Source organism: Martinezella dioscoreae (assembly GCF_009176305.1).
In the GTDB taxonomy this organism is placed as follows: domain Bacteria; phylum Pseudomonadota; class Alphaproteobacteria; order Rhizobiales; family Rhizobiaceae; genus Rhizobium; species Rhizobium dioscoreae.
The window spans coordinates 564,328-589,995 of the sequence record NZ_BLAJ01000001.1 but is presented as its reverse complement, the minus strand read 5'-3'; the positions used below and the strand labels follow the sequence as shown (position 1 = coordinate 589,995).

Here is a 25,668-nt window from a genome sequence, read left to right as displayed (position 1 = left end):
AGGCAGCAACCATATCGAGGGCTCAGATGAGTTCGCCAAGATGCTGGCGAACCCACTTGGCCTCTTCGGAGGCCGTCCGCCGGAAGTGCCGTTTGAAATCCCGGCTGAACTGCGCAGCACTGGCATAGCCGACCGATGCCGCCACCTCCGCAATCGTCCCACTTTGACGCGCGATCATCAACCGCGCCTCGTGGAGCCGCATTGCCTTCACATATTGTATCGGACTGCTTCCCGTCAGGGCTTTGAAATGGACGTGATAGGAGGGAACGCTCATCCCCACCTCACGCGCCAGCGCGGCAACCGAAATCTCGGAATTGTAGGTTTCACGCAATCGGGCCAGGCTTCGCACGATCTTACCGGAAATACCCTGCTGCTGAAGCGCCGAGATCATCGCTCCGCCCTGCGGGCCGACGAGAACTCGGTAGTGCAGCTCGCGCAGTATGCCTGCTCCCAGAACCGCAAGCTCGATGGGATCACGCAATGCCCGCAGCAGGCGCAGCACGACATCCTCGATCATCGGCTCCATCCTGCTCGATATCAGGCTTCTCACTTTGCCCATCGTTGTTACGGATCGCCTCGTCCCTAGGTCCGAGGCGATCTCAGCAGCCAGAAGCATGTCGAACTCGACATAGACAGCAAGCAAGGGGCGTTCTGCGCTGGCTGACGACTCCATCCGAAACGGAACGGGCACCGACACAGCCAGATAATGCTCCTCATCGTAGAGGTAGACCTCGCCTTCCAGCACACCCTGCTTTCGGCCTTGCAGGACGAATACCGCACCCGGCTTGTAGAGCACCGGGACATCGTGAAGGACCGCCTCAGTCCTGAGAATCCGAACACCGGCAAGTGCGGTTGGATTGTATCCCGGGCTGGGAGCAAGAAGACCTGCCAGCTCCACCAATTCCCGACGCTTCGACCATTGGCTCTTCGTATTCATAGGATTTGGCAAGATGTTCATAGTTTTCGCGATCGCAGACAACAGTTTGGAAGATTATCAGTCATGAGCATCGACCAATCAAGAAGAGAACATCCATCATGTCACAGAAGACCTTCTTTATCACCGGAGCGAATTCCGGCTTCGGTTTCGCAATCGCAGCCGCCGCGATCCGGAACGGCCACAAGGTTATCGGCACCATCCGCTCGGAACAATCGCGGACGGCCCTGACAGAACGCTTGCCGGCAGTGCAGCCCATCCTATGCGACGTGACGGAATTTGACCGCATAGGCGACGTTGTTCGACAGGCGGAAGAAGACCATGGACCAATCGACGTGCTGATCAACAATGCCGGCTACGGTCACGAGGGAATTCTTGAAGAGTCGCCTCTTGAAGAAATGCGCCGCCAGTTCGACGTGAATGTCTTCGGCGCAGTTGCGGTCGCCAAGGCCTTCCTGCCGCGCTTCCGCGAAAGGCGCCGCGGCTTCATCGTCAACGTCACCTCCATGGGCGGCATGATCACCATGCCCGGCATCGCCTATTATTGCGGAAGCAAATTTGCGCTTCAGGGCATCTCGGAAGTTATGCGAGCAGAGATGGCGCCTTTCGGCGTTCGGGTCACTGCCCTCTGCCCCGGCTCCTTCCGGACAGACTGGGCCGGACGCTCGATGGTCCGGACCGAACGATCAATCGCGGATTATGACACGCTGTTCGATCCGATCCGGCAGGCGCGGCAATCCAAAAGCGGCAAGCAGCTCGGCGATCCCGACAAGCTCGCCACAGCCGTCCTGGACCTGATCGAATCCGACGCCCCTCCGCCGCAGCTCCTGCTCGGCAGCGATGCCCTTGCACTTGTGTCGGATAGGATTGAGCGCCTCAAACAGGAGATCGAAGCCTGGAAAGCCGTTACCGTTTCCACCGATGGCTGATGGCCGCGACGGTTGCGATGGCGGGAAGCCGCCATCCAGCCCTGCGAGCAAGTCTGGATCCGAACCCTAGTTGTTCGAGCGATCGGCCATGAGAGCGGTATCGCCAAGATAGCGCCGGATCTTCGTCTCGAGAAGTTCGGGGCTGATCGGCTTGGACATGCAATCATCCATGCCAGACTGCATGCACATGATGCGATCGACATCCAGTGCCTGCGCCGTCACCCCGACGATGGGCACATGCCATCCATGCCCGGCCTGTGTCTCGAACTGCCGGATCATGCGGGTCGCCTGATGACCATTCATGACCGGCATGGACACATCCATGAGAATCAACGACGGCCGCAGCTGGCGCCATGCGTCCACGGCAGCCTGGCCGTTCTCCACGACGAGAAACCGCAGGCCGGTCGCCTGCAGGATCTGCGTGAAGACGATCTGGTTCACCTCGTTGTCCTCCGCCACGAGGACGTCGATGGCATTGCCTGATTTGGCCGACGTCATCCCGTCCGTGGCCTCGATCGCGGCTGCGGCTTCCATCTCTATCGGCAGCCGACGTTCAACGGAGGCCAATCGCTCACCCAGCTTTTTCCGCCGCGATGCACGCACGACATCGATGATCGTACTGCGCAGCACATTGGCGCGCACAGGCTTCATCAGATGCGCCTGGCCGTTGACGGCGGCGAATTCCCTGTCGCAACCGGCGACACCCATCGACGTCAGGAACACGATCGGCAGCGTGTCGAAACGCGGATCGGCGCGCACGGCGGTCGCAACCTGATAGCCATTCATGCCGGGCATGCTGTAATCGACGATAACAGCATCGACCGATACGCCCATATCGAAGGCAGCATCCAGAATAGTGAGCGCGGTCCTGCCATCCTCGGCGACATGCCCGTCAAAACCCCATTGCGCCAGCTGTTCGGTCAAGATGCGCCGATGGATCGCGTCGTCTTCCACGATCAGGACGCGGGCATCCCTGACATTGGCCGGCAGCTCCGCGATTTTGCCCCGAGCGGCAACCAGCGGCATCGGCAGATGGACCGTGAAGACCGATCCCTTGCCCCATTCGCTCTCCACCGACAGCGAACCGCCGAAAAGATCGACAAGACCGGCAGTAATCGTAAGACCAAGGCCCGATCCCTCGAGCCGCCGCGCAAAGGACGAATCCGCCAGCGAGAATTTGTCGAAGATCGTATCGAGCTTTTCTTCGGGAATGCCGATGCCTGTATCTTCGATACGGAGGACAAGCAATATGGCGTCGCCCGGTGCCGGCTGGCTATCCAGTTCGACCAGCACATGACCACGCTCGGTGAACTTGATCGCATTGCCGACGAGATTGGTCACGATCTGCCGAAAACGACCGGCATCGCCGAGGATCGCCGCCGGCACGCCGGGAGCGATACGCACCATCAGCTCGATATTCTTTTCCGATGCGGCGGCAGCCAACAGGGTCGCGATATCCTCGACGGCCTCGGCGGGATCGAATGCCATCTTGCGCAGATGCATCTCGCCGGTATCGATGCGGGAAAAATCGAGGATGTCGTTGATGATGGTCAGCAGCGCGTTGCCCGATTTGACGATGATGTCGACGAAGGTCTTCTGGCGCGCATCGAGATCGGTCTTGCCAAGCAGTTCCGCCATACCTAGAACGCCATTCATCGGCGTGCGGATTTCATGGCTCATATGAGTGAGAAATTCGGATTTCGCCCGATCCGCGGCATTGCTGCGCGCCAGGAGCAGCTGCAAATCCGCCTCGCGCTCCTTCATCTCGGTAACGTCGGTCAGCACCACCGTCCAGCGGCGATGCTCGCCGAGCGCGGCTTCGAGCTGCATCCAGCGATCGCCTTCAATCTGGAACACACAAGAGATCGGCTTGCCGGCAGCGACGTTTTCTCCCCAAGATGCCCGCATAGCCTCGGCGTCCTCGCCGAAGTCTCCGCGTTGCGCACAATAATCGAACGCCGCAGACCAGTTTTTACCGACCTCGAGGAGTTCGGGCGGCAGCTTCAGCATATCCTTCAGCCGGTCGTTGGCCAGCATGATCGTACCGTCTTGAACGATCAGCAGGCCTTGGGACATGGCTTGCATAGCATCGGCCATCAGCTCGCCGAGGCGTTCCAGCGCCAGCCGGGCCTCGGTGATCTCGCGGAATTGCTGCTTGACGGCGGAAATATCCGTGTAGGACATCAGCGTCCGCCCGTTGGCAATGCGGCGCGCATCGATGATAACGGATTTGCCGTCGGCAAAATTCACTTCCGTCTGCAGATGCTCGCCTGCCTTGCGCAGTGCTGCCAGGCGCGCCTGATAAATGTCGTCGATACTGCGGCCGTCGGTGTCGAAGCGCGCGAGTTCGTAATGTTTGGCGATGAGATCCCGATAGGGGCGGCCTTCGAAGCGCTCATCCTTCGAGAATTCGAAAATGTCGTAGAAGGCATCATTCACGTATTCGACGACGTAGTCGCTGTCGTGGATCAAGACACCGATCGGCATCGAGCGAAGAATATTGTCGAGATCCTGATGCAGTCCCCTGGCAGGCGCTTCCAGAAATACACCGAAAATATAGAGGCGGTCTTCCGCAGGGGAAAAACTTTCGATCTGGATGCGCGAGCGCTCACGACCCGATCCATCGAAGCACAGCGCCACTTCTTCGGAGCCGAAGACCAGCGCACGGCGCTCCCTGTCTTCTCTGTCGGCGCTCTCGCTCGCATCGAGAAGATCGTGACTGCGATTGCTTATGAAATCGGAAATATCGCGCCCGAAAAACCGCGCATAGGCATCATTGACGGCGACGTAACGAAGCTCGCTGTTCTTGATGTAGGCGGGCCGGTCCAGACTGGCGATCCGACGGCACGCTATGTCGAGCAGTTCACCGTCCAAGGTCAAACGGAGCCTCTCTTTTCACCGCGCATGATAGTTCATGAAACGACGCTCTAACATGAATGCCTTTAACAAGGCGTTAACCATGTTTAACCATCGCGCCGACGTCGCGTTCAGACCATGCACTGTTCTATAACGGTCATGCCTTGGTCGCAAACGACGGCGGCACATCGAGGGAAACTCTGCCAAGAATCCGTCAACGGATCATTGGGAGCGAGCGCCATGAGCGATGAAGAAAGCCTGACCTTGAACGAAGCGCAGATCGCAACGGCGACGGGCGAACGGCGGCGGCGGGCCGGAGGGCGTGGCGCCGAACGCAGCCGCAAGCCGAGCGGCACGAAATATCTCAACCTCGTCAACAATCTCGCGCACACGGAACTCCTGTCGCCTGAAGCGCTTGACGATATTCATGAGGCATCGCTGACCATCCTCGAAGAGATCGGCATGGATATCATCCTGCCGGAAGCGCGCGAGCGCATGAAGGCTGCCGGCGCGGACGTCACGCCGGGCAAGGAACGCGTCCGCTTCGATCGCAACATGATCATGGAGCTGATCGCTTCGATCCCCTCGAACTTCACGCTGCATGCCCGCAATCCCCTTAGAAACGTCGAGATCGGCGGCCGCAATCTTGTCTTCGCACAGGTTGCCTCCGCCCCCTTCGTCGCCGACCGCGATGGCGGCAGGAGAGCCGGCAACCAGGAGGACTTCCGCAAGCTTATCAAGCTTGCGCAGTCATTCGACGTCATCCATATGACCGGCGGCTATCCGGTCGAACCCATCGACATCCATGCCTCGGTGCGCCATCTCGATTGCCTTTCCGACATCGTGAAGCTCACCGACAAAGCCTTCCATTGCTATTCGCTCGGCAAGCAGCGCAATCTCGACGCGATCGAAATCGCCCGTATCGGCCGCGGCATCAGCATGGAGCAGATGGAGCGCGAGCCCTCACTCTTCACCATCATCAACTCCTCCTCGCCGCTGCGCCTCGACGGACCGATGCTGCAGGGGATCATCGAAATGTCCTCGCGCGGCCAGGTAGTCGTGGTCACACCGTTCACGCTGGCAGGTGCCATGGCGCCGGTGACGATCGCCGGCGCGCTGGTGCAGCAAAATGCGGAAGCGCTCTGCGGCCTCGCCTTTACCCAGATGGTGCGCAAGGGCGCGCCGGTCATGTATGGCGGTTTCACCTCGAATGTCGACATGAAGACGGGTGCCCCCGCCTTCGGCACGCCGGAATATATGAAGGCGGTCATCGCGGGCGGCCAACTCGCTCGCCGATACGGCATCCCCTACCGCACCTCCAACACGAACGCTTCCAATACGCTCGATGCGCAGGCAGCCTACGAATCAGCGCTGTCGCTCTGGGCGCTGACCCAGGGCGGCGGCAATTTCGTCCTGCATGCAGCCGGCTGGAGCGAAGGCGGGCTAACCGCCTCCTTCGAGAAATTCATCCTGGATGTCGACATGCTGCAGATGGTCGCGGAATTCCTCAAGCCGCTTGATGTCAGCGCCGATGCCCTGGCGCTGGATGCCGTACGCGACGTTGGCCCTGGCGGCCATTATTTCGGCACGGCGCACACGCTCGCCCGCTACGAAACCGCCTTCTATTCGCCGATCCTGTCCGACTGGCGAAACAATGAAACCTGGACGGAAGCCGGGAGGCCCACGACTTACGATCACGCCAACCGTATCTATAAGGAAACCCTCGCACGCTACGAACGGCCGCCACTCGATCCGGCAATCGAGGAAGAGCTCGACGCCTTTGTTGCGAGACGCAAGCAAGAAGGTGGTGTTCCCACCGATTTCTAGCTGAAAACAAAGGGCTTTTACGCCTCAAATCATGAACGAAATTTAATGCCGCGACCCCCTTTTTGGCCGCGACTTCGCCCCCTTTTCCAAGCAACTTCAAGCTCGGCTTCGGCTGGGAGGCCTTTGTTTTTGGAAAGGGATGTCAATGTCTGTGCTTCGCACATTAACGACGGCCGGTTTGATCGCGCTGACGCTTGGTAGCGCCGCCGCCGTAACCACCACCACAGCCAGCGCCTCCGACCGCGGCGCCTTCTTCGGCGGTCTTGCCGCGGGTGTCGTCGGCGGCGCCTTGGTAGCCGGGGCTGCGCGACCCGCCTATCCGACTTATTATCCGGCCTATCCGGCCTACTATGACGGCCCGGTCTACGAGCGCGTCTATGTGCGCCCCTATCCCAGCTGCTATTGGGCGTGGCGCCACGACGGGTGGGGTCGGCCCTATCGTGTCGAGGTCTGCCGCTAGGATCAGCAATCGCTGATTGAGCGCATGCGCCCTTGTCAGATTTGGGATGCCGCCGGATTTCGGCGGCATTTTTGTATGCGCGATGAAAAGCTTTCGCCTACACCTCTTGACATTCCGCGCGTTTAAGACCAAATGCGCCTCAGCTTTCACCTTCCGGCCGCCGCGTGAGCGTGCCCTGCGGGACAATCTGTACGCAAGAGAAGGATAAAAGCGCTTTTATGAATGAGGCCGCGCCAAGCGCTGCGGCCAATGCGCTGGGAAAGCTATTTCCAACTTACAAGTTCCCACTTCACGCGGGGTTCTTGACGCCAGAGACAGACCGGACCGCATGGTGCGACCCGGCCTATTTTCTGTGGCGCCCCGAAAGGTATTGAATTGACCGATTTTCACTCGCTTGGTCTCTCCAAGCAGATCGTAGATACGCTGTCGCAGAACAACTTCGCTACGCCGACGCCGATCCAGGCACAGGCGATCCCACTCGTTCTCCAGGGCCGCGATCTTATCGGCCTCGCCCAGACCGGCACCGGCAAGACGGCCGCATTCGGCCTGCCGATCATCGAAATGCTGACCAAGGAAGGCAAGCGCCCGGATAACCGCACGACGCGCACCCTGATCCTTGCCCCCACCCGCGAGCTGGTGAACCAGATCGCCGACAATCTGAAGCTCTTCGTGCGCAAGACGCCGCTGCGCATCAACATCGTCGTCGGCGGTGTTTCGATCAACAAGCAGCAGCTTCAGCTGGAGCGCGGCACCGACATTCTCGTCGCGACGCCAGGCCGCCTGCTCGACCTCATCAACCGCCGTGCCATCTCGCTCGGCCACGTCACGCACCTCGTCCTCGACGAAGCCGACCAGATGCTCGATCTCGGCTTCATCCACGATCTCCGCAAGATCGCCAAGCTCGTCCCGGCCAAGCGCCAGACCCTGCTCTTCTCGGCGACCATGCCGAAGGCGATTGCCGACCTCGCTTCCGATTACCTGACCAATCCGGTCAAGGTGGAAGTCACCCCGCCCGGTAAGGCTGCCGACAAGGTGGAACAGTATGTGCATTTCGTCGCCGGCCAGAACCACAAGACCGAAATCCTCAAGGAAACGCTGAACGCCAACCCGGATGGCCGTTCGATCGTCTTCCTGCGTACCAAGCACGGTGCCGAGAAACTGACGAAGCATCTCGACCATGTCGGCTATGCCGCCGCCTCCATTCATGGCAACAAGAGCCAGGGCCAGCGCGAGCGCGCTCTGAAGGGCTTCCGTGATGGCGACGTCCGCGTTCTCGTCGCAACTGACGTCGCCGCACGCGGTATCGACATTCCCGGCGTTTCGCATGTCTATAATTACGACCTGCCGGAAGTGCCGGATGCTTACGTCCACCGCATCGGCCGCACCGCGCGCGCCGGCCGCGATGGCATCGCTATCGCCTTCTGCTCGCCCGACGAAATCCGCCTGTTGCGTGACATCGAGCGCCTGATGGGTATCGAGATCGCCGTTGCGAGCGGCGAAGCTCCGGCCGATCGCGGCCGTCCCGTTCGCGGCAAGGGCCGTGGCGGCCAGGGTAATGGTAATCACGGCAATGGCGGCCAGGGCAGAGGCCAGAATGGCCAGGGACGCGAGCGCGGCGAAGGCCGCCCGCAACGTCCGGCCCGCCGTCCGTTCTTCGACAAGGAAAACGGCGAGGCTCGTGGTGAGGCTGGCGAGCGCCAGGAACGCCGCCCGCGCGACGATCGCCCGCATCGCGAAAACAATCGCAACGCCGATTTCCGTGGCCAGCGCCGCAACGAACCGACGCCACGCCCGGAACCCGACAACGACCTCGCCTCCACCTCGGATTTCCGTCCCGCTCGCAAGCAGCAGCACAATGGCCAGTCCAATGGCAACGGTGCCGCGCATGAGGGCGGCGCCCATCGCGGCCAGCGCCATTCCCACGGCCGCCCCGCAGGTCGCCACAACGAAGAGCGTGGCGCCCAGGGCGAACAACGCAATGGCGGCAACGGCCGCATGCGCCGCCGCGGCAATAGCGGCCAGCGCCGCGAGCGTGCCTGATGGAGTTAAGGGGGCCGATTGGCCCCTTTTTCTTTGGTTATTCCGCCTGGCTTTGCAGGCTTTCGATTAAAGCCGGGAGATCATCCCAAACATATGCGATCTGACCGATTGCAGTTTCGCCGAATGTAAGCGACCCCGTCGCCACTGATCGACCGCGCAGGCGCTCGTAGAAACCCCTGTTTGGATTGTTCTCCAATGCCAACGCCAGCAATCCTTTATGTTCCATATCTTTGAGAGCTCGCGCCACTTTAGTAAAGAGAGCCGAACCGATCTTGCGGCGCTGATAGCGAGGCAGAAGATAAAGCGCGTAAACTTCAGCTTCCTGCGGGAAGCCCGAATGCCGGCTTGACCCTCCGCTCGCAAATCCGACAACCTCGCCTTTCTCGTCTTCCGCCACGTAATAAGCAATGCCGGCATGACCAAGATAGCGGCGATGGCGCTGCTCCTGATGTCTATAGGACATGCCCTTTAGGAAATCCTCCGGCAACAGCCCGGCAAAAGTCGCCCTCCAGACATCGACCACGACACGGGCAATGCCCGACAAATCGCCGTCGACAGCAGGCCGAATCTCAATCGCCATCAATAGTTCCTCCGTTGACGGCCTGCATGAAGACTTCGGACGCAGTCATGAGAGTAAATTCGAAACTTCGAAGCAACCCGGCTTTCTCATTTCTCTTGGCGAACAATGTTTGGATGACTGTTTCCTGCCTGCAGACGCTTCCCGGCATAGTCTAGAGCATGTTTGGAGGATTGGGAGGCGGTGCATTGCGAAAGACGGCAACGCGGCCGATGTCGGCAAACGACTGGGGGCAGCTCCTGCTTCTCGGCGCGTTGTGGGGCGGATCATTTTTCTTTGCCCGTATAGCGGTGGCAGAAATCCCGCCGCTGGCGCTGGTGCTCTATCGGGTTTCGATTGCCGCGCTTGTTCTGCATGTCTGGTTGCGCCTGCGTAACATTTCCTTTGCTCCCGCTATTGCCAGATCAGCTTCGTTCCTGGGTCTCGCACTGCTCAACAACGTCATCCCGTTTTCTCTGATATTCAGCGGCCAAACGGAGATCGGAGCAGGCCTTGCCTCGGTGCTCTACGCGACAACGCCCCTCTGGACAGTCCTGGTCGCAAATCTGCTGACGGCTGACGAAAAGCTCTCCGCCAGCAAGCTCGCCGGCGTGGCTCTGGGGATTGGCGGCGCTGCCATTATGATCGGTCCAGGGCTCTTCGCCAATTTGGGCGGACCGACATGGGCAAAGCTTGCGGTCATCGGAGCGGCAATTTCCTATGCATTCGCGGCCGTTTTCGCGAAGCGATTTCGGGATATCAAGCCGGTCGTTGTTGCCGCCGGCCAGTTGACCGCCTCCACCATCGTTATGATACCGATCGTCCTTCTTCTCTACGATCCGGGCGAAATCATAAGTACGAATATCTCGATCTGGCTGGCCATTGGGACTCTTGCAATCGTAACGACTGCCTTCGCCTTCATTCTCTATTTCAATCTCATCGCCTCCGCCGGGGCGACAAATGCGTCGCTGGTGACGCTGCTCGTGCCGGCGAGCGCGATCATCTTGAGCGCCGCATTCCTTGGAGAACGTCTGGAACCTTACGAATTCCTCGGATTGGCTCTGATCGTCTCCAGCCTGGTAGTTGTCGATGGCAGGCTCTTACGATGGCGGCAACGGAGCGATGCCCTGAAGAAGTCGTAGAGCCTATTCCGGCACGACTTCCGCCTGACGCCGATTGGTGAGGTAGACACCGATCACCACAATCACCGTGCCGACGATAATCGGCAGCGTCAGCGGCTCGCCGAATGCGATAGCGGCCTCGATGGCGACGGCCGGCGGCATCAGGTAGATCAGCGATGCGGCGCGCGACACCTGCCCGCGGCGGATGAGATAGAGCAGCAGGCCGACGGCGCCCATGGACAGGCCGAAGACCGACCAGAGCAGCGACAAAATCGCTGTCTGCGTGCCGTCAAAGTGCAAATCTTCGAAGATGAAGGTCAAGGGAACGGTCACGATCAGCGCGCCGACATATTGCAAGGTCGCAATGGTTCTGAGGTCGCCTGTCTGAAGGTGCCGCTTCTGATAGAGCGTGCCATAAGTCACCGAGACCATAGCCAGCAGATTGACAACAAGCGGCACCGCCGATTGCCAGAGGTTGGCCGTATCCGTCGCCAGGAGTTTGGGCGAGATCGCGATTGCAATGCCGAGGAAACCGAGAAGCAGACCGACCTTCTGGATCGGCCGCAGCCGCTCGCCGACAAGAAGCGGTGCGGCCATGGCGGTCATCAGCGGCTGCAGTGCCGCAATGATGCCGGAAATGCCGGCCGGCACGCCCTCGGCAATCGCCCACCAAAGGCCCGCGAGATAGATGCCGTGCAGGAAAATCCCTGAATAGACAGCCCGAAACACGCTCGTCCAGTCGCGTGGCCATCGGGCGCGGACGATCGAACAGAGCAGCACGAAAGCAAGCGCCGAAAGGCTGTAGCGAATCATCAGGAAGGTAAAGGGACCCGCATGCAGCGAAGCATATTTGGCGACGATCCAGCCGGTGGACCAGAGAAGGACAAAAATCGCGGGCGCAAGCCTATCGAGGGACATGGGAATCGGACCGATATATGTGGCGCTTGGGATCCGGAATCCTGGTCGACTCGGGGTGTCGCGCGGAGGGGTTGAAGGCTGATAGCCGATAGCGGCTGTGCGGTCAAAATCGATCTGCTGAAAACAGCGATCAATTTTTCTTCACGTCCGGCCAACCACCGCCATGGTTTCAGAAATCTCAGCCATCACCCAGGCACTCAGTCCGCAAAAGAAGCAGATGCTCAAATTTTGATCCGCAGATTGCGACAAGAGCTGGCAGGTAACAACCCTGTTACTCTTAAATGCCTGTAAATCCGGCATTTTCCGACATTCAGAAATTCGCGATGGCAACTGCGCATAGTTCTTGCATTGTAAAAACCGTTGTATTCAAATGGGTAAAAACACGGGGACCGCACCTTTGGCATTTGATGAAATGATTACTGCGGATGAAAGTCCGCGCGCGCCTTACGAGAAATACTTCGAGTGGTACTCAGGCCAGGACAGAGGCCACCTCATTGCCAAATCCCGCGATGCGGAAACCATCTTCCGAAAGACGGGCATTACCTTCGCGGTCTACGGACACGCAGACTCCTCCGAAAAGCTCATCCCGTTCGACATCATCCCCCGCATCATATCAGGCCGCGAATGGCGCAAGCTCGCCCAGGGCATCGAACAACGGGTCGTCGCCCTCAACGCCTTCCTCGACGACATCTACCACAAGCAGGAAATCATCCGCGCCGGCCGCATCCCGCGCGAACTGATCGAGAAGAACGACGCCTTCCTGCCTGAAATGATCGGCTTCCGCCCGCCGGGCGGCGTCTACACCCATATCGTCGGCACCGATATCGTGCGCACCGGCGAAGACCAGTTCTATGTGCTCGAGGATAATGCCCGCACCCCTTCCGGCGTCAGCTACATGCTGGAAAACCGCGAAACGATGATGCAGATGTTCCCCGAGCTGTTTCACCAGAACAAGGTGCAGCGCGTCGAGGACTATCCACTGCTGCTGCGCCAGAGCCTGGCATCGCTCGCGCCTCCCGGCTGCACTGGCAAGCCGCGCGTCGCAGTGCTCACGCCCGGCATCTACAACTCGGCCTATTACGAACATTCTTTCCTGGCCGACATGATGGGCGTGGAACTGGTGGAAGGCTCGGATCTGCGCGTCATCGACGGCAAGGTGAAGATGCGTACGACGCGCGGCTATGAGGCGATCGACGTGCTCTACCGCCGCGTCGACGACGATTTCCTCGATCCCCTCACCTTCCGCCCGGATTCCGCACTCGGCATTCCCGGCATCATGGATGTCTACCGCGCCGGCAACATCACCATCGCCAACGCACCCGGCACCGGCATATCCGACGACAAGGCGATCTATTCCTACATGCCTGAGATCGTCGAATTCTATACCGGCCGCAAGCCGATCCTCGAAAACGTGCCGACCTGGCGCTGTTCGGAACCCAGCAGCTTGCAATATGTGCTCGATAACCTCGCCGATCTCGTAGTCAAGGAAGTCCACGGTTCTGGCGGCTACGGCATGCTTGTGGGGCCGACGGCCACGAAAAAGGAGCGGGCGGCCTTTGCCGAAAAGCTCAAGAGCAAGCCGAACAACTACATCGCGCAGCCAACCCTTTCGCTCTCGACCGTGCCTATCCTCGTCAACAAGGGTATTGCGCCGCGGCACGTCGATCTGCGGCCCTACGTCCTCGTCTCCGACAAGGTGCGGATCATCCCCGGCGGGCTGACCCGCGTGGCGCTGAAGGAAGGCTCGCTGGTGGTCAATTCCAGCCAGGGCGGCGGCACCAAAGATACCTGGGTTCTGGAGGACTGATCGGACATGCTGGGAAGAACCGCGAATGGCCTCTACTGGATGTTCCGTTACATCGAGCGCGCCGAAAACATAGCCCGCCTTGTCGACGCCGGCCAGCGCATGTCGCTGACCCGCAGCGACGCCGTCGATGACGACTGGGACGGAGTCCTGCAAAGCGCCGGCGTGCGCGAAGCCTACGATGAGGTGCATAACAAACTGACCGGCGCCGACGCGATCGATTATCTGATGCGCGACCGCTCCAATCCGTCGAGCGTCATGTCCTGCATCGAATATGGCCGCAACAATGCCCGCATGGTGCGCACGGCGCTGACCCGCGACACGTGGGAGGCGACCAACGAATGCTGGATCGAGCTGAAGTCGCTGCTCGGCAAGAAGCTGAAGACGGCCGAGCTGCCTGAGACGATCGACGTCATCAAGCAGCGAGCGGGCCTCATCCGCGGCGCCTTCCACGGCTCGATGCTGCGCAACGAGCTTTATAACTTCGCCCGCATTGGCACTTTCATCGAGCGGGCGGACAATACGGCTCGTATTCTCGACGTTAAATATTACGTCCTGCTGCCGTCGGTCTCGCATGTCGGCTCCTCGCTCGACAACGCGCAATGGGAATCGATCCTGAGATCAGTCTCCGCGCACCGGGCCTATAAATGGGCCTATGATCCGGAATACAAGCCGGCGAACATTGCCGACTTCCTGATCCTCAATGGGCAGATGCCGCGTTCGCTCGCCTATTGCTATGAGAAGATCGTCAGCAATATCGGCTATCTCAGCGCCGAATATGAAAAAAAGCTGCCGGCGCACGATACCGCGGAAGCCATCCGCAAGTCGCTGCAAAAGCTGACGATCAAGCGCATCATGGATCAGGGCCTGCATGAGTTCCTCGAGGATTTCGTCGCACGCAACAATCAGTTGGGCGCCGAAATCTCCGACGGCTACCGGTTCTACGAATAGGCGGGCGGTATCATGAGACTGACGATCAGCCATATCACGGAATATCGCTACGACGAGCCGGCGCAATTCTCGCTGCAGCGGCTGCACTTGACGCCACTGACCGGCGTGGGACAGACGGTCATCGACTGGAAGCTCTCGGTTGAGGGCGCCAAGCCCGAGGTGGAATACGACGACCAGTTCGGCAATCGCGCCACGCTGGTGTCGCTCGATGGGCAGCAGGACGCAACGAAGATCATTGCCTCAGGCGAAGTCGAGACACAGGATCTGAACGGCGTGATTGGCCCACATGTGGGCTTCAGCCCCCTCTGGCTCTTTCTGCGGGAATCACCACGCACCAAGGCAGGCAAGCTGACGAGGGAGCTGTTGCGTAGCGTTTCAGGCGACAACGAGCTCGGTAAGATGCATGCGCTGATGAAAGCGATCCACGAGACCGTGGAATACAAGCCGGGCACCAGCAATACGGAGACAACGGCGGAGCAGGCACTGGAGGCAAAGAGCGGCGTCTGCCAGGACCACGCCCATATCTTCCTGGCTGGCGCCCGTGCGTTGCAGATCCCTGCCCGTTACGTCTCCGGCTATCTGATGATGGAAGGCAAGAACGAGCAGGCTGCGACGCATGCCTGGGCCGAAGCACACGTTCCCGGCCTCGGCTGGGTCGGCTTCGACCCGGCCAACAACGTCTGCCCCGATGCCCGTTATGTCCGCATCGCGACCGGCCTATGCTATCGGGATGCGGCACCTGTCTCGGGCATGCGCATCGGCACGCCGGGCGAAACCCTTATGGTCAAGGTGACGGTCGCGAGCCAGGGGCAAAGTCAGAGCCAAAGCCAGAACTGATAGGCAAATTCATCCTGCCGAAAAAACCTCGACATGGCCTTTGCCGCCATAGCGAAGGATTGCATCATCGGCTGTCAGCAGCGGAATACGGTGAAAGCGTGCTGTCGCCACGATAATTCGGTCTGCCGGATCGGCATGGAATTCACCCGGCAGCCGAACGCTGTCCACCGCGATCTGTGGCTCTATGGGAGCTAGCTCCAAACCAGGCAAAGCCAGTGCCGTGGCGAGCCAACGGCCAACGTCATCACCAAGTGCGATGCGCCCTTTCTCTGCAAGCATGGCGACTTCCCAAGGAGTGATCGCGGAGACCAAAATGCGACTGCGCGCCGTCGTTTCATCGATAAGCTTACGAGCCCGAGCACTCAGCCTAGAATCGTCGTGCATAGCCCAGATCAGAATATGCGTATCGATGACGATCAACGCGTCGCGTCCCATTCTTCAGCATCGATAGCGGGCAGGAACGGATCGTCATAGTGGAGAACAGTACCCTTCATCGCGCCGATAATGCTGGGGCGATCTGTTTTCTCCGACGCAGGAGTCAGCAGAGCGACCGGCTTTCCACGCTTCGTAATGATAATAGGCTCTCCATCATCGCCCATTTGATCGATCAGATGAAGACATTTTGCCTTGAATTCGGCTGCACCGACAGATTTGACAGACATGGACACTATTCCCGTACAGATGTACATAAAACATGGTCATTTCTTGCAAAATAGTCAATGCCGCCTCGAAGTCCCAGTAACGAAAAAGGGGCCGAACCCTCGTCCCGCCCCTTTTTCCAATTCCAGAAGATAAGCCTTTAATGGCTATCGCGATTGTTCGGGATTTCCGAGCCGCGCGGGCCTACGAGGAAGTCGAGGTCGGCGCCGGTGTCTGCCTGCATGACCGACTTGACATAGAGACCGCCGTAACCGCCGGTGAGCGGCTTGACCGGAGAAACCCATGCAGCGCGGCGCTTGGCCAGCTCCTCATCCGATACTTCGAGCTGGATGGTGCGGGCGGGAACGTCAACGGCGATGATGTCGCCGTTCTGCACCAGCGCCAGCGGGCCGCCGTCGGCAGCTTCCGGCGCGGTGTGCAGGATGACGGTGCCGTAGGCCGTACCGGACATGCGCGCATCGGAAATGCGGATCATGTCGGTGATGCCCTTCTTCAGCACTTTCGGCGGCAGGCCCATGTTACCGACTTCGGCCATGCCCGGATAACCCTTCGGGCCGCAATACTTCAGCACCATGATACAGTTCTCGTCGATATCGAGATCATCGCGGTTGATACGGGCGTGATAGTCCTCGATGCTTTCGAAGACGACAGCGCGACCCTTGTGCTGCATCAGATGCGGCGATGCAGCCGACGGCTTCAGGACAGCACCCTTCGGCGCAAGATTGCCGCGCAGAACGGCGATACCGCCCGACTGCGTCAGCGCCTTTTCCTTCGGGACGATGACGTCGTCATTGTAGTTGACCACATCCTTGACGCCGGCCCAGATCGTATCGCCCGTGACCGTGATGGCATCCTTGTGAAGCAGGCCCATCTCGCCAACCGCCTTGATGACGACGGGCAGACCGCCGGCATAGTAGAACTCTTCCATCAGGTGCTTGCCCGACGGCTGCAGGTTGACGATCGTCGGCACTTCGCGGCCGAGACGATCCCAATCATCCAGCGACAGATCGACGCCAACGCGGCCGGCAAGCGCCAAAAGATGCAGAACGGCATTGGTCGAACCGCCGACGGCGCCATTGACACGGATGGCGTTTTCGAAAGCTTCCTTGGTCAGAATGTCTGATGGTTTCAGGTCTTCCTTGACCATGTCGACGATACGACGACCAGAAAGCTGCGAGATGACGCGGCGACGCGCATCGACCGCAGGGATGGCGGCATTGCCGGGCAGCGTCATGCCGAGCGCTTCGGCCATCGATGCCATGGTCGAGGCCGTACCCATGGTCATGCAGCTACCGGCCGAACGGGCCATGCCCTGCTCCGCATCCATGAATTCATCCAGCGACATCTCGCCGGATTTCACCATTTCGGAGAATTGCCAGATCGCCGTGCCGGAACCGACATCCTTGCCGCGCCACTTGCCGTTCAGCATCGGGCCACCGGAAACGAGGATCACCGGGATGTCGACGGAGGCAGCCCCCATCAACAGGCTCGGCGTGGTCTTGTCGCAGCCGCCGAGCAGCACCACACCATCGACCGGATTACCACGGATCGCTTCTTCCACGTCCATGGCCGCCAGGTTGCGGAACATCATCGCCGTCGGGCGCAGCGTGCTTTCGCCAACGGAGAAAACCGGGAATTCGACGGGGAAGCCGCCCGCTTCGTAGACGCCACGCTTCACGCGCTCTGCGAGATCGCGCAGATGTGCGTTGCAGGGCGTCAGCTCCGACCAGGTGTTACAGATGCCGATGATCGGACGACCGTCGAATGTATCGGCCGGCAGGCCCTGGTTCTTCATCCAGGAGCGATGCATGATCGCATTTTTGCCGGTGCCGCCAAACCAGTCGTAAGAGCGCAGCTTGCGCGGCCATTCAGCTTTCTTTTTCATGTCTCAGTACCCTTTGCGTCGCCCAGACAGCCTCGTTCGCGCCTGGGCTTTAAAATCGATGATCAGGCGAGCGTGTAAGCCGTCTTGACGGTGGTGAAGAATTCGGCGGCATATTTTCCCTGCTCGCGCGGGCCGAAGGACGAGCCCTTGCGGCCTCCGAACGGCACGTGGAAATCGACGCCCGCCGTCGGCAGGTTGACCATCACCATGCCCGCTTCCGCATTGCGCTTGAAATGCGTCGCATGCTTCAGGCTTGTCGTGGCAATGCCCGAGGACAGGCCGAACGGCGTGTCGTTGGCCGTGGCCAGCGCCTCTTCGTAATCCTTCACCCGGATGACGGAAGCGACCGGCCCGAAAATCTCTTCGCGGCTGATGCGCATCTGGTTCGTCGCTTCCGTGAAGAGCGTCGGCTGCAGATAGAAGCCGGGCGTGTCGCGGCTGACGAGCTCGCCGCCGAAGGCAAGCTTGGCGCCTTCCTGTTTACCGATCTCAATATAGTCCGTATCCGTCTTCAGCTGCTTGGCATCGACGACCGGGCCGATATGCGTGCCCGACTTCATGGCATTGTCGACGTTGAGCGTCTTCAGCTTCTCCGTCAGCGCCGCCACGAACCTGTCGTGAATGCCTTCGGTGACGATGAGACGCGACGAAGCCGTGCAGCGCTGGCCGGTCGAGAAGAAGGCAGAATTGGCGGCCGCCTCGACGGCAACCGTCAGATCGGCATCGTCAAGCACCACCATCGGGTTCTTGCCGCCCATTTCGAGCTGATACTTGCGGCCATGCTCGACAGAAGACAATGCCACGCGCTTGCCGGTGCCGACCGAGCCGGTGAAGGTGATGCCCGAAAGAAGCGGGCTGTCGAGCATCGCCTGGCCGACGACCGAACCCTTGCCCATAACGAGGTTCAGCACACCCTTCGGCAGACCGGCGCGGTTCAGGATATCAACGATCGCCCAGGAGCAGCCGGGCACCAGATCGGCTGGCTTGAAGACGATGGTGTTGCCGTAGCAGAGCGCCGGCGCGATCTTCCAGGCGGGAATAGCGATCGGGAAGTTCCAGGGCGTGATGACGCCGATGACGCCGAGCGGCTCGCGCGTGATCTCGACGCCGATGTTCGGACGCACCGAAGGAAGCACCTCGCCTGCCAGGCGCAACGCCTCGCCGGCAAAGAATTCGAAGATCTGGGCGGCGCGGATCGTTTCGCCGATCGCCTCGGGCAACGTCTTGCCTTCTTCGCGAGCAAGCAGCGCGCCGAGTTCGTCCTTGCGCGCCAGGATCTCCTCGCCGGCCTTCTTCAGGATCGTGTGGCGCTCTAGAATGCCGGAGCGCGACCAGGCCGGAAAAGCAGCCTTCGCAGCAGCGATCGCATCCGTGACGTCCTGCGCGCTTGCGCTCGCATAGAGGCCGACGATCTCGTTCGTATCCGACGGGTTGATGTTCTCGGTGCCGTTCGTCCCCGTCCACTCCCCGGCGATCAAGTTCTGATGAATGGTCATGGCGTCATGCCTTCCTGGATCGTATTGAAGACGCCCGGCCGATCCCTTGCAGCCGGGCTCGATGCATTACAACTGGCGAACAGCCACATTCTCCTCGGCATCGATCGCCAGCGGATTGCGCAGCGGCAGGCCGAACTCGCCAACTTCGATTTCGAAGACATCGCCGACTTCCGGCTTGATGCCTTCCGCAAAGGAAAGCGTAGCCGTGCCGAACATGTGCACATGCACGTCGCCCGGAACGCGGAAAATGCCGTATTTGAAGTGGTGATATTCAAGGTTCGCGAAGGTATGCGACATGTTCGCCTCGCCGGAGAGGAAAGGCTTCTCGAAAATCACCTTGTCGCCGCGCTTGATGCGGGACGTGCCGCGAATATCTTCCGGCGCCACTCCGATGCGGATTTCCGGGCCGAAACTTGCCGGACGCAGCTTGGAATGGGCGAGATAGAGATAGTTGATCCGCTCGGTGACGTGATCGGAAAATTCGTTCGACAGGGCAAATCCGATGCGGAACGGCGTGCCGTCCTTGGAGATGACATAGACGCCGGCCATTTCCGGCTCCTCGCCACCATCGAGCGCGAAGGATGGAGATACAAGTGCCGCACCCGGGGCCGCAGCGCCATAGCCATTGCCCTTGTAGAACCACTCGGGCTGCACGCCCTTCTCGCCTGCCTTCGGCTTGCCGCCCTCGATGCCCATCTTGAACATCTTCATGGAGTCGGTCAGCGTCTCCTCAGCGGCTTCCGTCGTCTTCTTGTGCATGGAATCACGTGTCGCGGCAGAACCGAGATGCGTCAGACCGGTGCCGGTCAGGTGCAGATGAGCAGCATCCGGATGCGTGATCGGCGGCAGGAAACGGCCCTCTGCATAGGCTTTTTCGAGATCGATCGCCTCACCGAGACCATGTGCCTCGATCACCGATGCCAACGACTTGCCGCTATCGGCGGCCTCCATTGCAAGCTTGTAGACGCTGCCGCCATTGACGACGGCCTTGGCAGCTTCGCCCGGCCCATTGCGGACCGCAACGACGATCTCGCCGTTCGAACCATTGATCTGCGAGATGAGCATGTCTTTCATCCTTTCCTAACAGACAGAGATCGGATGCGTTCTACCGTTCCGGCTCTCAGCGAGAGCCGGACTCTGTCATGGATTTGGTTTTAAAAGCTGGGTTGATCGCTAAACGATCAACCCTTGTTCTTGTTGTAGACGTCGATGAACACGGCAGCGAGCAGGACCGCACCCTTGATCATCTTCTGCGAGTCCGTCTGGTAGCCGAGGATCGACATGCCCTGGTTCAAGACACCCATGATCAAGGCACCGATGACCGCACCCGTTACCTTGCCGACGCCGCCGGAGGCCGAAGCGCCGCCGATGAAGCAGGCCGCGATGACGTCAAGCTCGAGACCGTCACCGCCCTTTGCGGTTGCCGAATTCAGACGTGTCGCGATGATGATGCCGGCGATGCTCGCCAGGATGCCCATGTTGATGAAGGTGTAGAAGGTCAGGCGGCGGGTATCGATACCCGAGAGCTTCGTCGCCTTTTCATTGCCGCCCATGGCATAGATGCGGCGGCCGATCGTCGTGCGCTGTGTTGCGAAGCTGTAGAGCGCGATCAAAAGCAGCATGAGAACCAGAACGTTCGGCAAGCCTCTGTAGGAAGAGATCTGATAGCCGATGAAGATGGTCGCAGCGGCAACCACCAGATTCTGGGCAAGGAAGAAGCTGAACGGCTCGACATCGATACCGTGCTTCTCGTTAACGGTACGGCGCCGCCATGACAGCAGGAACATGACGATCGGGATGGCGACGGTCAGTAAGATCGATGTCGAGTGGATACCGCCCATATCGGCGAAATCCGGAATGAAGCCCGTCGCAACGATCTGGAATGCCGGCGGGAACGGACCGATGCTGCTGCCGTTACCGGTTGTGTTGATGATCGTGTAGGTCAGGCCACGGAAAACCAGCATGCCTGACAGCGTCACGATGAATGATGGAATGCGGTGGTAGGCAATGAAATACCCATGCCAGGCGCCGACCGCAGCCCCCATCAGCAGACAAATGACCGTCGCGAGCGCAAGATTCATATGCATCTGCACGACCAGAACGCCCGCAACCGCCCCGACGAAGCCGACGACGGAACCGACCGAAAGGTCGATATGGCCGGCCACGATAACCAACAGCATGCCGAGCGCCATGATGACGATGAACGAATTCTGCAGGACGATGTTGGTCAGGTTCTGCGGCCTGAAGAGAACGCCGTTCGTCAAGTACTGAAACAGCAGCATGATGACGACGAGCGCGATCAACATGCCGTATTCGCGGATGTTGTTGCGGATATGGTCGCCGATTGAAACGACGTGGCTGCTTTCCGTGGCTGGGTTGGCCGAACTCATTGATGCTTCTCCCCTGAGCGCATAATAGCGCGCATGATACTCTCCTGGCTTGCCTCTGCCTTCGGCAGTTCGGCAACAATTCGACCCTCGTTCATGACGTAGATGCGGTCGCAGGTACCGAGAAGCTCGGGCATTTCCGATGAAATCATCAGAACACCCTTTCCGTCGGCGGCAAGCTGGTTGATGATGGAATAGATTTCGTATTTGGCGCCGACGTCGATGCCGCGTGTGGGCTCATCGAGGATCAGGACGTCCGGGTCCGAGAACAGCCATTTCGACAGCACCACTTTCTGCTGGTTGCCGCCGGAGAGGTTGCCCGCTTCCTGGAAGACGCCGGCCGAACGGATACGCAGCTTGGAGCGATAGTTCGTCGCCACCTGCAGCTCGCGCACGTCGTCAATGACGGTCGCCTTGGAAACGCCAAGCAGATTGGCAAGCGTCGTGTTGTGCAGGATGCTGTTGGTCAGAACCAGGCCGAGCTGCTTGCGGTCTTCGGTCACATAGGCAAGACCGGCATCGATCGCCTTGCGCACCGTGCTGGTGTCGACCAGCTTGCCGTCCAGGAAGACTTCGCCGCTGATCTTGTGGCCATAGGACTTGCCGAAGACGCTCATGGCGAATTCGGTACGGCCCGCGCCCATCAGGCCGGCAATGCCGACCACTTCGCCCTTGCGCACATTGATGTTGATATTGTGCAGAACCTGGCGATCGCGATGCTGCTGGTGGAAGGCATTCCAGTTCTTCACTTCGAAGATCGTTTCGCCGATCGGCACCGAACGCGGCGGATAGCGGTCGGCAAGCTCGCGCCCCACCATGTTGCGAATGATGATGTCTTCGCTGATCTCTTCTTCGTGACAGTCCAGCGCCTTCACCGTCATGCCGTCGCGCAACACAGTGATCTGGTCGGCCACCTTGCGCACTTCGTTGAGCTTGTGCGTGATGATGATCGAGGTGATGCCTTGCTTGCGGAACTCCATGAGGAGATTGAGGAGCGCATCGGAATCGTTTTCGTTCAGCGATGCCGTCGGCTCGTCGAGAATGAGCAGCTTGACGCTCTTCGACAGGGCCTTGGCGATCTCGACGAGCTGCTGCTTGCCGACGCCGATGTCGGTCACGAGCGTGTTCGGAGATTCCTTGAGGCCCACTTTGGAAAGAAGCTGTTTGGTCCGGCTGAAAGTCTCCTGCCAATTGATCATGCCATTGGCGACGACCTCATTGCCCAGGAAAATGTTCTCGGCGATCGACAGAAGCGGAACGAGCGCCAGCTCCTGATGGATGATGATGATGCCGATGTCTTCGGAATCCCTGATCGTCTTGAATTGGCGGACCCCGCCATCGTAGTAGATGTCGCCTTCATAGGTGCCGGCCGGATAAACGCCTGAAAGCACCTTCATCAGGGTGGATTTGCCGGCTCCGTTTTCGCCAACTAAGGCATGGATCTCGCCCTGACGGACTTTCAGATTGACATTTTCCAAGGCGTTCACACCGGGGAACGACTTGGTGATGTTCCGCATTTCGAGAATGGTATTGTCCATTGTCCAAATCCAACGCCGCGACTGAACATAGCAGACCGCGCGATCGTCTTAAATATGAAAGCCAGGGCCCGCCTTTCAGCGAGCCCTGACCGGTCTATTGAAAAATTACTTCAGCTGGTCAGCCTTGTAGTAGCCGCCCTCAACGAGGACCTTCTCGTAGTTGGTCTTGTCGACTGCGACCGGGGTCAGCAGGTAGGACGGAACAACCTTGACACCATTGTCGTAGGTCTTGGTGTCGTTGACTTCAGGCGTCTTGCCTTCCATCAGGGCGTTGACCATGTTGACGGTAACCTTGGCAAGGTCACGGGTATCCTTGAAGATCGTCGAATGCTGTTCGCCGGCAATGATCGACTTGACCGACGGGATTTCGGAGTCCTGACCGGTAACGATCGGCAGCTTCACGCCGCCGGAACCGTAGCCGACGCCCTTGAGCGCGGAGAGGATACCGATCGAGAGACCGTCATACGGAGACAGGACGGCATCGACATGAGCGTCGGTGTAGTAAGCCGACAGCAGGTTGTCCATACGGGCCTGGGCCGTTGCCGGGTCCCAACGCAGCGTACCGACCTTGTCCATACCCATCTGGCCGGACTTTACGACCAGCTTGCCGCTGTCGATGTACGGCTTCAGGACCGACATAGCGCCGTCATAGAAGAAGAAGGCGTTGTTGTCGTCCGGAGAACCGCCGAACAGCTCGATGTTGAACGGACCCTTGCCATCCTTGAGGCCGAGAGCGTCGACGATCGAGTTTGCCTGCAGGACGCCGACCTTGAAGTTGTCGAAGGTCGCATAATAGTCGACATTCGGGCTGTTGCGGATCAGACGGTCATAGGCGATGACCTTGATGCCGGCATCGTGAGCCTTCTGCAGAACGTCGGACAGCGTGGTGCCGTCGATCGAAGCGATGACGAGGACCTTGTCGCCCTTGGTGACCATGTTCTCGATCTGCGAGAGCTGGTTCGGAATGTCGTCGTCGCCATACTGCAGGTCGGTGCCGTAACCGGCAGCCTGGAGCTGCTTGACGATGTTGTTGCCGTCATCGATCCAGCGAGCCGAAGCCTTGGTCGGCATGGCGATGCCTACCGTGCCCTTGTCCGCCGCGAAGGCAGGTACCACCAGCGTAGCGACGCCGAACGCAGCGCCGGCCATCAATGAGATAATGGATTTCATTACTCTCTCCCTTGTTGATAAATGCGGCGGACAAAAAATGCCCGCCCGAAACTGCGGCAGGTTCCGTAGAAGGAATGATTTACTTCTAATTGTGAGAAACGAAGTAGGTCTCCTCCACGCTCTCACGGTTTATGAGCTGTACCCAGCGCACAATCGGCAAACTCGTACGATTTCGTATAACTGTCAAATAGAATAACTGGCTAAACATATACCAAGTTTGGTATAATGTTAAAAAATAGTACTTTTTTGCCGATGAAGGGGAAAATTGGCCGTTATGGAGAAAATATATAACGATTATGTGAGCGATGGCATTGAGATTCATTCCGACAATTTTCGCGACGATGCGTTGTTGAAAGCCGGTTTGAAGCTCAATCACCTGCGCATGATCGTCACGATCGAGGATCACGGGCAAATTTCTGCGGCCGCTGAGTCCATGAATATGTCACAACCTGCAGCTTCACGCATGCTCTCAGAAATGGAGTCGATTGTCAAAAGCCCGCTTTACGAGCGTGTCGCCAGAGGCGTCGTGTTGACCCCTTTCGGCCTCGCTCTCGCCAAGCGGGCGCGCAAGATCCTGCTGGAGCTGCGCGAGGCAGGCCGGGAGCTTGGTGCCTTACGGACCGGCAAGGGCGGCTCGGTCTTTCTGGGGGCTGTGACCGCGCCGGCGATCAGCCTTGTCGTCCCGGCGATCCAGCGCGTGACACGCACCTATCCTGGCATAGAGATCAATATCGAGGTCGAGAACAGTAATGTGCTCGCGCGCGAGCTGCTCGCCGCCCGCCACGACTTCATTATCAGCCGCATCCCGGATGATCTCGATCCGCGTCTGTTCACCGCCCATGAGATCGGCGTCGAGAAAGCCTGCCTGGTGGTCCGCAATGGGCATCCGCTGCTTGAGAAGGGCGTTGCCGGCCTGCATGATCTGGCCGGTTACGATTGGGTATTCCAGCCTCCGGGCACGTTGCTTCGCCGCAAGGTGGAGGACATCTTCCTTGCCGCAGGCGTGCCCTTGCCGGAAAACGTCGTCAACACTTCGTCTCTGCTTCTGACGCTTGCGGTCGTCTGCAAGACGGATGCGATTGCGCCGATCGCGCTCGACATGGCGCAATTCATCTGCGGGCAGACATCTCAGGCCGGCGAATCCTCTATCCTGCCGATCGATTTCGATATCGACGTCAGGCCCTATAGCCTTATCACCGCGCGCGAACGCGCCATGCCACCGAGCGCACGTCTGCTGCATGACATGATCCTGGAAGAGAGCCGGCATCTCTCGCTGACATAAGTGCAAGCCATAAGCTC

At 59.4% G+C, this 25,668-nt stretch carries 21 protein-coding genes; 9 read left to right on the top strand and 12 right to left on the bottom strand.

The genetic code is table 11. The features are described 5' to 3' along the window. Window positions 1-22 precede the first annotated feature (22 nt). A complete protein-coding gene (locus tag GDN47_RS02850) occupies window positions 23-952 on the bottom strand; it encodes an AraC family transcriptional regulator (RefSeq protein WP_113352028.1) in 930 nt (309 codons plus the stop codon). Window positions 953-1,035: 83 nt separating this feature from the next. Between GDN47_RS02850 and GDN47_RS02845 the strand changes: the two genes are divergently transcribed. Then, window positions 1,036-1,863, top strand: coding sequence for an oxidoreductase (locus GDN47_RS02845; protein ID WP_113351791.1), 828 nt, complete (start codon window positions 1,036-1,038; stop codon window positions 1,861-1,863). Between the two features lie 66 nt (window positions 1,864-1,929). On the opposite strand, the gene GDN47_RS02840 is transcribed toward GDN47_RS02845, so the two are convergent. Further along, complete coding sequence (locus GDN47_RS02840; RefSeq protein WP_113351790.1) at window positions 1,930-4,743, bottom strand: response regulator; 2,814 nt, start codon at window positions 4,741-4,743, stop codon at window positions 1,930-1,932. A 216-nt stretch (window positions 4,744-4,959) separates the two neighbouring features. Here GDN47_RS02840 and GDN47_RS02835 point away from each other — a divergent pair, with 216 nt between their 5' ends. The 3 genes from GDN47_RS02835 to GDN47_RS02825 all read left to right on the top strand — a co-directional run bounded on the left by GDN47_RS02835 (window position 4,960) and on the right by GDN47_RS02825 (window position 9,046). After that, window positions 4,960-6,546 carry a trimethylamine methyltransferase family protein gene (locus GDN47_RS02835; protein ID WP_113351789.1) on the top strand — a complete coding sequence of 529 codons (1,587 nt, stop codon included), beginning with the start codon at window positions 4,960-4,962 and terminating at the stop codon, window positions 6,544-6,546. 145 nt (window positions 6,547-6,691) lie between these two features. After that, window positions 6,692-7,006 (top strand): hypothetical protein, encoded by a 315-nt coding sequence (locus GDN47_RS02830; RefSeq protein ID WP_113351788.1) that lies wholly within the window; start codon window positions 6,692-6,694, stop codon window positions 7,004-7,006. A 375-nt stretch (window positions 7,007-7,381) separates the two neighbouring features. Further along, window positions 7,382-9,046 (top strand): DEAD/DEAH box helicase, encoded by a 1,665-nt coding sequence (locus GDN47_RS02825; RefSeq protein ID WP_113351787.1) that lies wholly within the window; start codon window positions 7,382-7,384, stop codon window positions 9,044-9,046. A 37-nt stretch (window positions 9,047-9,083) separates the two neighbouring features. Here the strand turns inward: GDN47_RS02825 and GDN47_RS02820 are convergent, their stop codons facing one another. Beyond that, complete coding sequence (locus GDN47_RS02820) at window positions 9,084-9,626, bottom strand: GNAT family N-acetyltransferase (RefSeq protein WP_113351786.1); 543 nt, start codon at window positions 9,624-9,626, stop codon at window positions 9,084-9,086. Between the two features lie 209 nt (window positions 9,627-9,835). Here GDN47_RS02820 and GDN47_RS02815 point away from each other — a divergent pair, with 209 nt between their 5' ends. Then, window positions 9,836-10,744 carry a DMT family transporter gene (locus GDN47_RS02815; RefSeq protein ID WP_113351785.1) on the top strand — a complete coding sequence of 303 codons (909 nt, stop codon included), beginning with the start codon at window positions 9,836-9,838 and terminating at the stop codon, window positions 10,742-10,744. A 3-nt stretch (window positions 10,745-10,747) separates the two neighbouring features. Here GDN47_RS02815 and GDN47_RS02810 read toward each other — a convergent pair whose 3' ends face one another. Beyond that, a complete protein-coding gene (locus tag GDN47_RS02810; RefSeq protein WP_113351784.1) occupies window positions 10,748-11,641 on the bottom strand; it encodes a DMT family transporter in 894 nt (297 codons plus the stop codon). A 397-nt stretch (window positions 11,642-12,038) separates the two neighbouring features. Between GDN47_RS02810 and GDN47_RS02805 the strand changes: the two genes are divergently transcribed. From GDN47_RS02805 to GDN47_RS02795, 3 genes are read left to right on the top strand one after another with little or no spacing between them, the layout of a single operon-like run. Then, window positions 12,039-13,448 (top strand): circularly permuted type 2 ATP-grasp protein, encoded by a 1,410-nt coding sequence (locus GDN47_RS02805; RefSeq protein WP_113332154.1) that lies wholly within the window; start codon window positions 12,039-12,041, stop codon window positions 13,446-13,448. A gap of 6 nt (window positions 13,449-13,454) precedes the next feature. Beyond that, window positions 13,455-14,396 (top strand): alpha-E domain-containing protein, encoded by a 942-nt coding sequence (locus tag GDN47_RS02800; protein ID WP_113389007.1) that lies wholly within the window; start codon window positions 13,455-13,457, stop codon window positions 14,394-14,396. A gap of 12 nt (window positions 14,397-14,408) precedes the next feature. Continuing rightward, a complete protein-coding gene (locus tag GDN47_RS02795) occupies window positions 14,409-15,233 on the top strand; it encodes a transglutaminase family protein (RefSeq protein ID WP_145632267.1) in 825 nt (274 codons plus the stop codon). A gap of 9 nt (window positions 15,234-15,242) precedes the next feature. On the opposite strand, the gene GDN47_RS02790 is transcribed toward GDN47_RS02795, so the two are convergent. The 8 genes from GDN47_RS02790 to chvE all read right to left on the bottom strand — a co-directional run bounded on the left by GDN47_RS02790 (window position 15,243) and on the right by chvE (window position 24,369). After that, the gene (locus GDN47_RS02790; protein ID WP_145632264.1) at window positions 15,243-15,653 is read right to left on the bottom strand and encodes a type II toxin-antitoxin system VapC family toxin; all 411 of its coding nucleotides are present in this window, start codon (window positions 15,651-15,653) and stop codon (window positions 15,243-15,245) included. Further along, window positions 15,650-15,895, bottom strand: a complete 246-nt coding sequence (locus tag GDN47_RS02785; RefSeq protein ID WP_113332151.1) for a type II toxin-antitoxin system Phd/YefM family antitoxin — start codon at window positions 15,893-15,895, stop codon at window positions 15,650-15,652. Before GDN47_RS02785 ends, GDN47_RS02790 begins: the two co-directional genes overlap by 4 nt. Window positions 15,896-16,032: 137 nt before the next feature. After that, on the bottom strand, window positions 16,033-17,778 hold the full coding sequence (gene araD / locus GDN47_RS02780) for an L-arabinonate dehydratase (RefSeq protein ID WP_112340591.1): 1,746 nt from the start codon (window positions 17,776-17,778) through the stop codon (window positions 16,033-16,035). 62 nt (window positions 17,779-17,840) lie between these two features. After that, window positions 17,841-19,274 (bottom strand): aldehyde dehydrogenase family protein, encoded by a 1,434-nt coding sequence (locus GDN47_RS02775; protein ID WP_145632261.1) that lies wholly within the window; start codon window positions 19,272-19,274, stop codon window positions 17,841-17,843. Between the two features lie 66 nt (window positions 19,275-19,340). Continuing rightward, entirely contained in the window at window positions 19,341-20,339 is a 999-nt protein-coding gene (gene araD1, locus GDN47_RS02770; RefSeq protein WP_145632806.1) for an AraD1 family protein, read from the bottom strand. 116 nt (window positions 20,340-20,455) lie between these two features. After that, window positions 20,456-21,664, bottom strand: coding sequence for a multiple monosaccharide ABC transporter permease (gene mmsB, locus GDN47_RS02765; protein ID WP_113332149.1), 1,209 nt, complete (start codon window positions 21,662-21,664; stop codon window positions 20,456-20,458). After that, on the bottom strand, window positions 21,661-23,199 hold the full coding sequence (mmsA, locus tag GDN47_RS02760) for a multiple monosaccharide ABC transporter ATP-binding protein (protein ID WP_113332148.1): 1,539 nt from the start codon (window positions 23,197-23,199) through the stop codon (window positions 21,661-21,663). Before mmsA ends, mmsB begins: the two co-directional genes overlap by 4 nt. A gap of 105 nt (window positions 23,200-23,304) precedes the next feature. Next, window positions 23,305-24,369, bottom strand: coding sequence for a multiple monosaccharide ABC transporter substrate-binding protein (chvE, locus tag GDN47_RS02755; RefSeq protein WP_069612777.1), 1,065 nt, complete (start codon window positions 24,367-24,369; stop codon window positions 23,305-23,307). Between the two features lie 274 nt (window positions 24,370-24,643). On the opposite strand from chvE, the gene GDN47_RS02750 reads away from it, so the two are divergent. Beyond that, window positions 24,644-25,651, top strand: a complete 1,008-nt coding sequence (locus tag GDN47_RS02750) for a LysR family transcriptional regulator (RefSeq protein ID WP_113332147.1) — start codon at window positions 24,644-24,646, stop codon at window positions 25,649-25,651. Window positions 25,652-25,668: the final 17 nt, after the last annotated feature.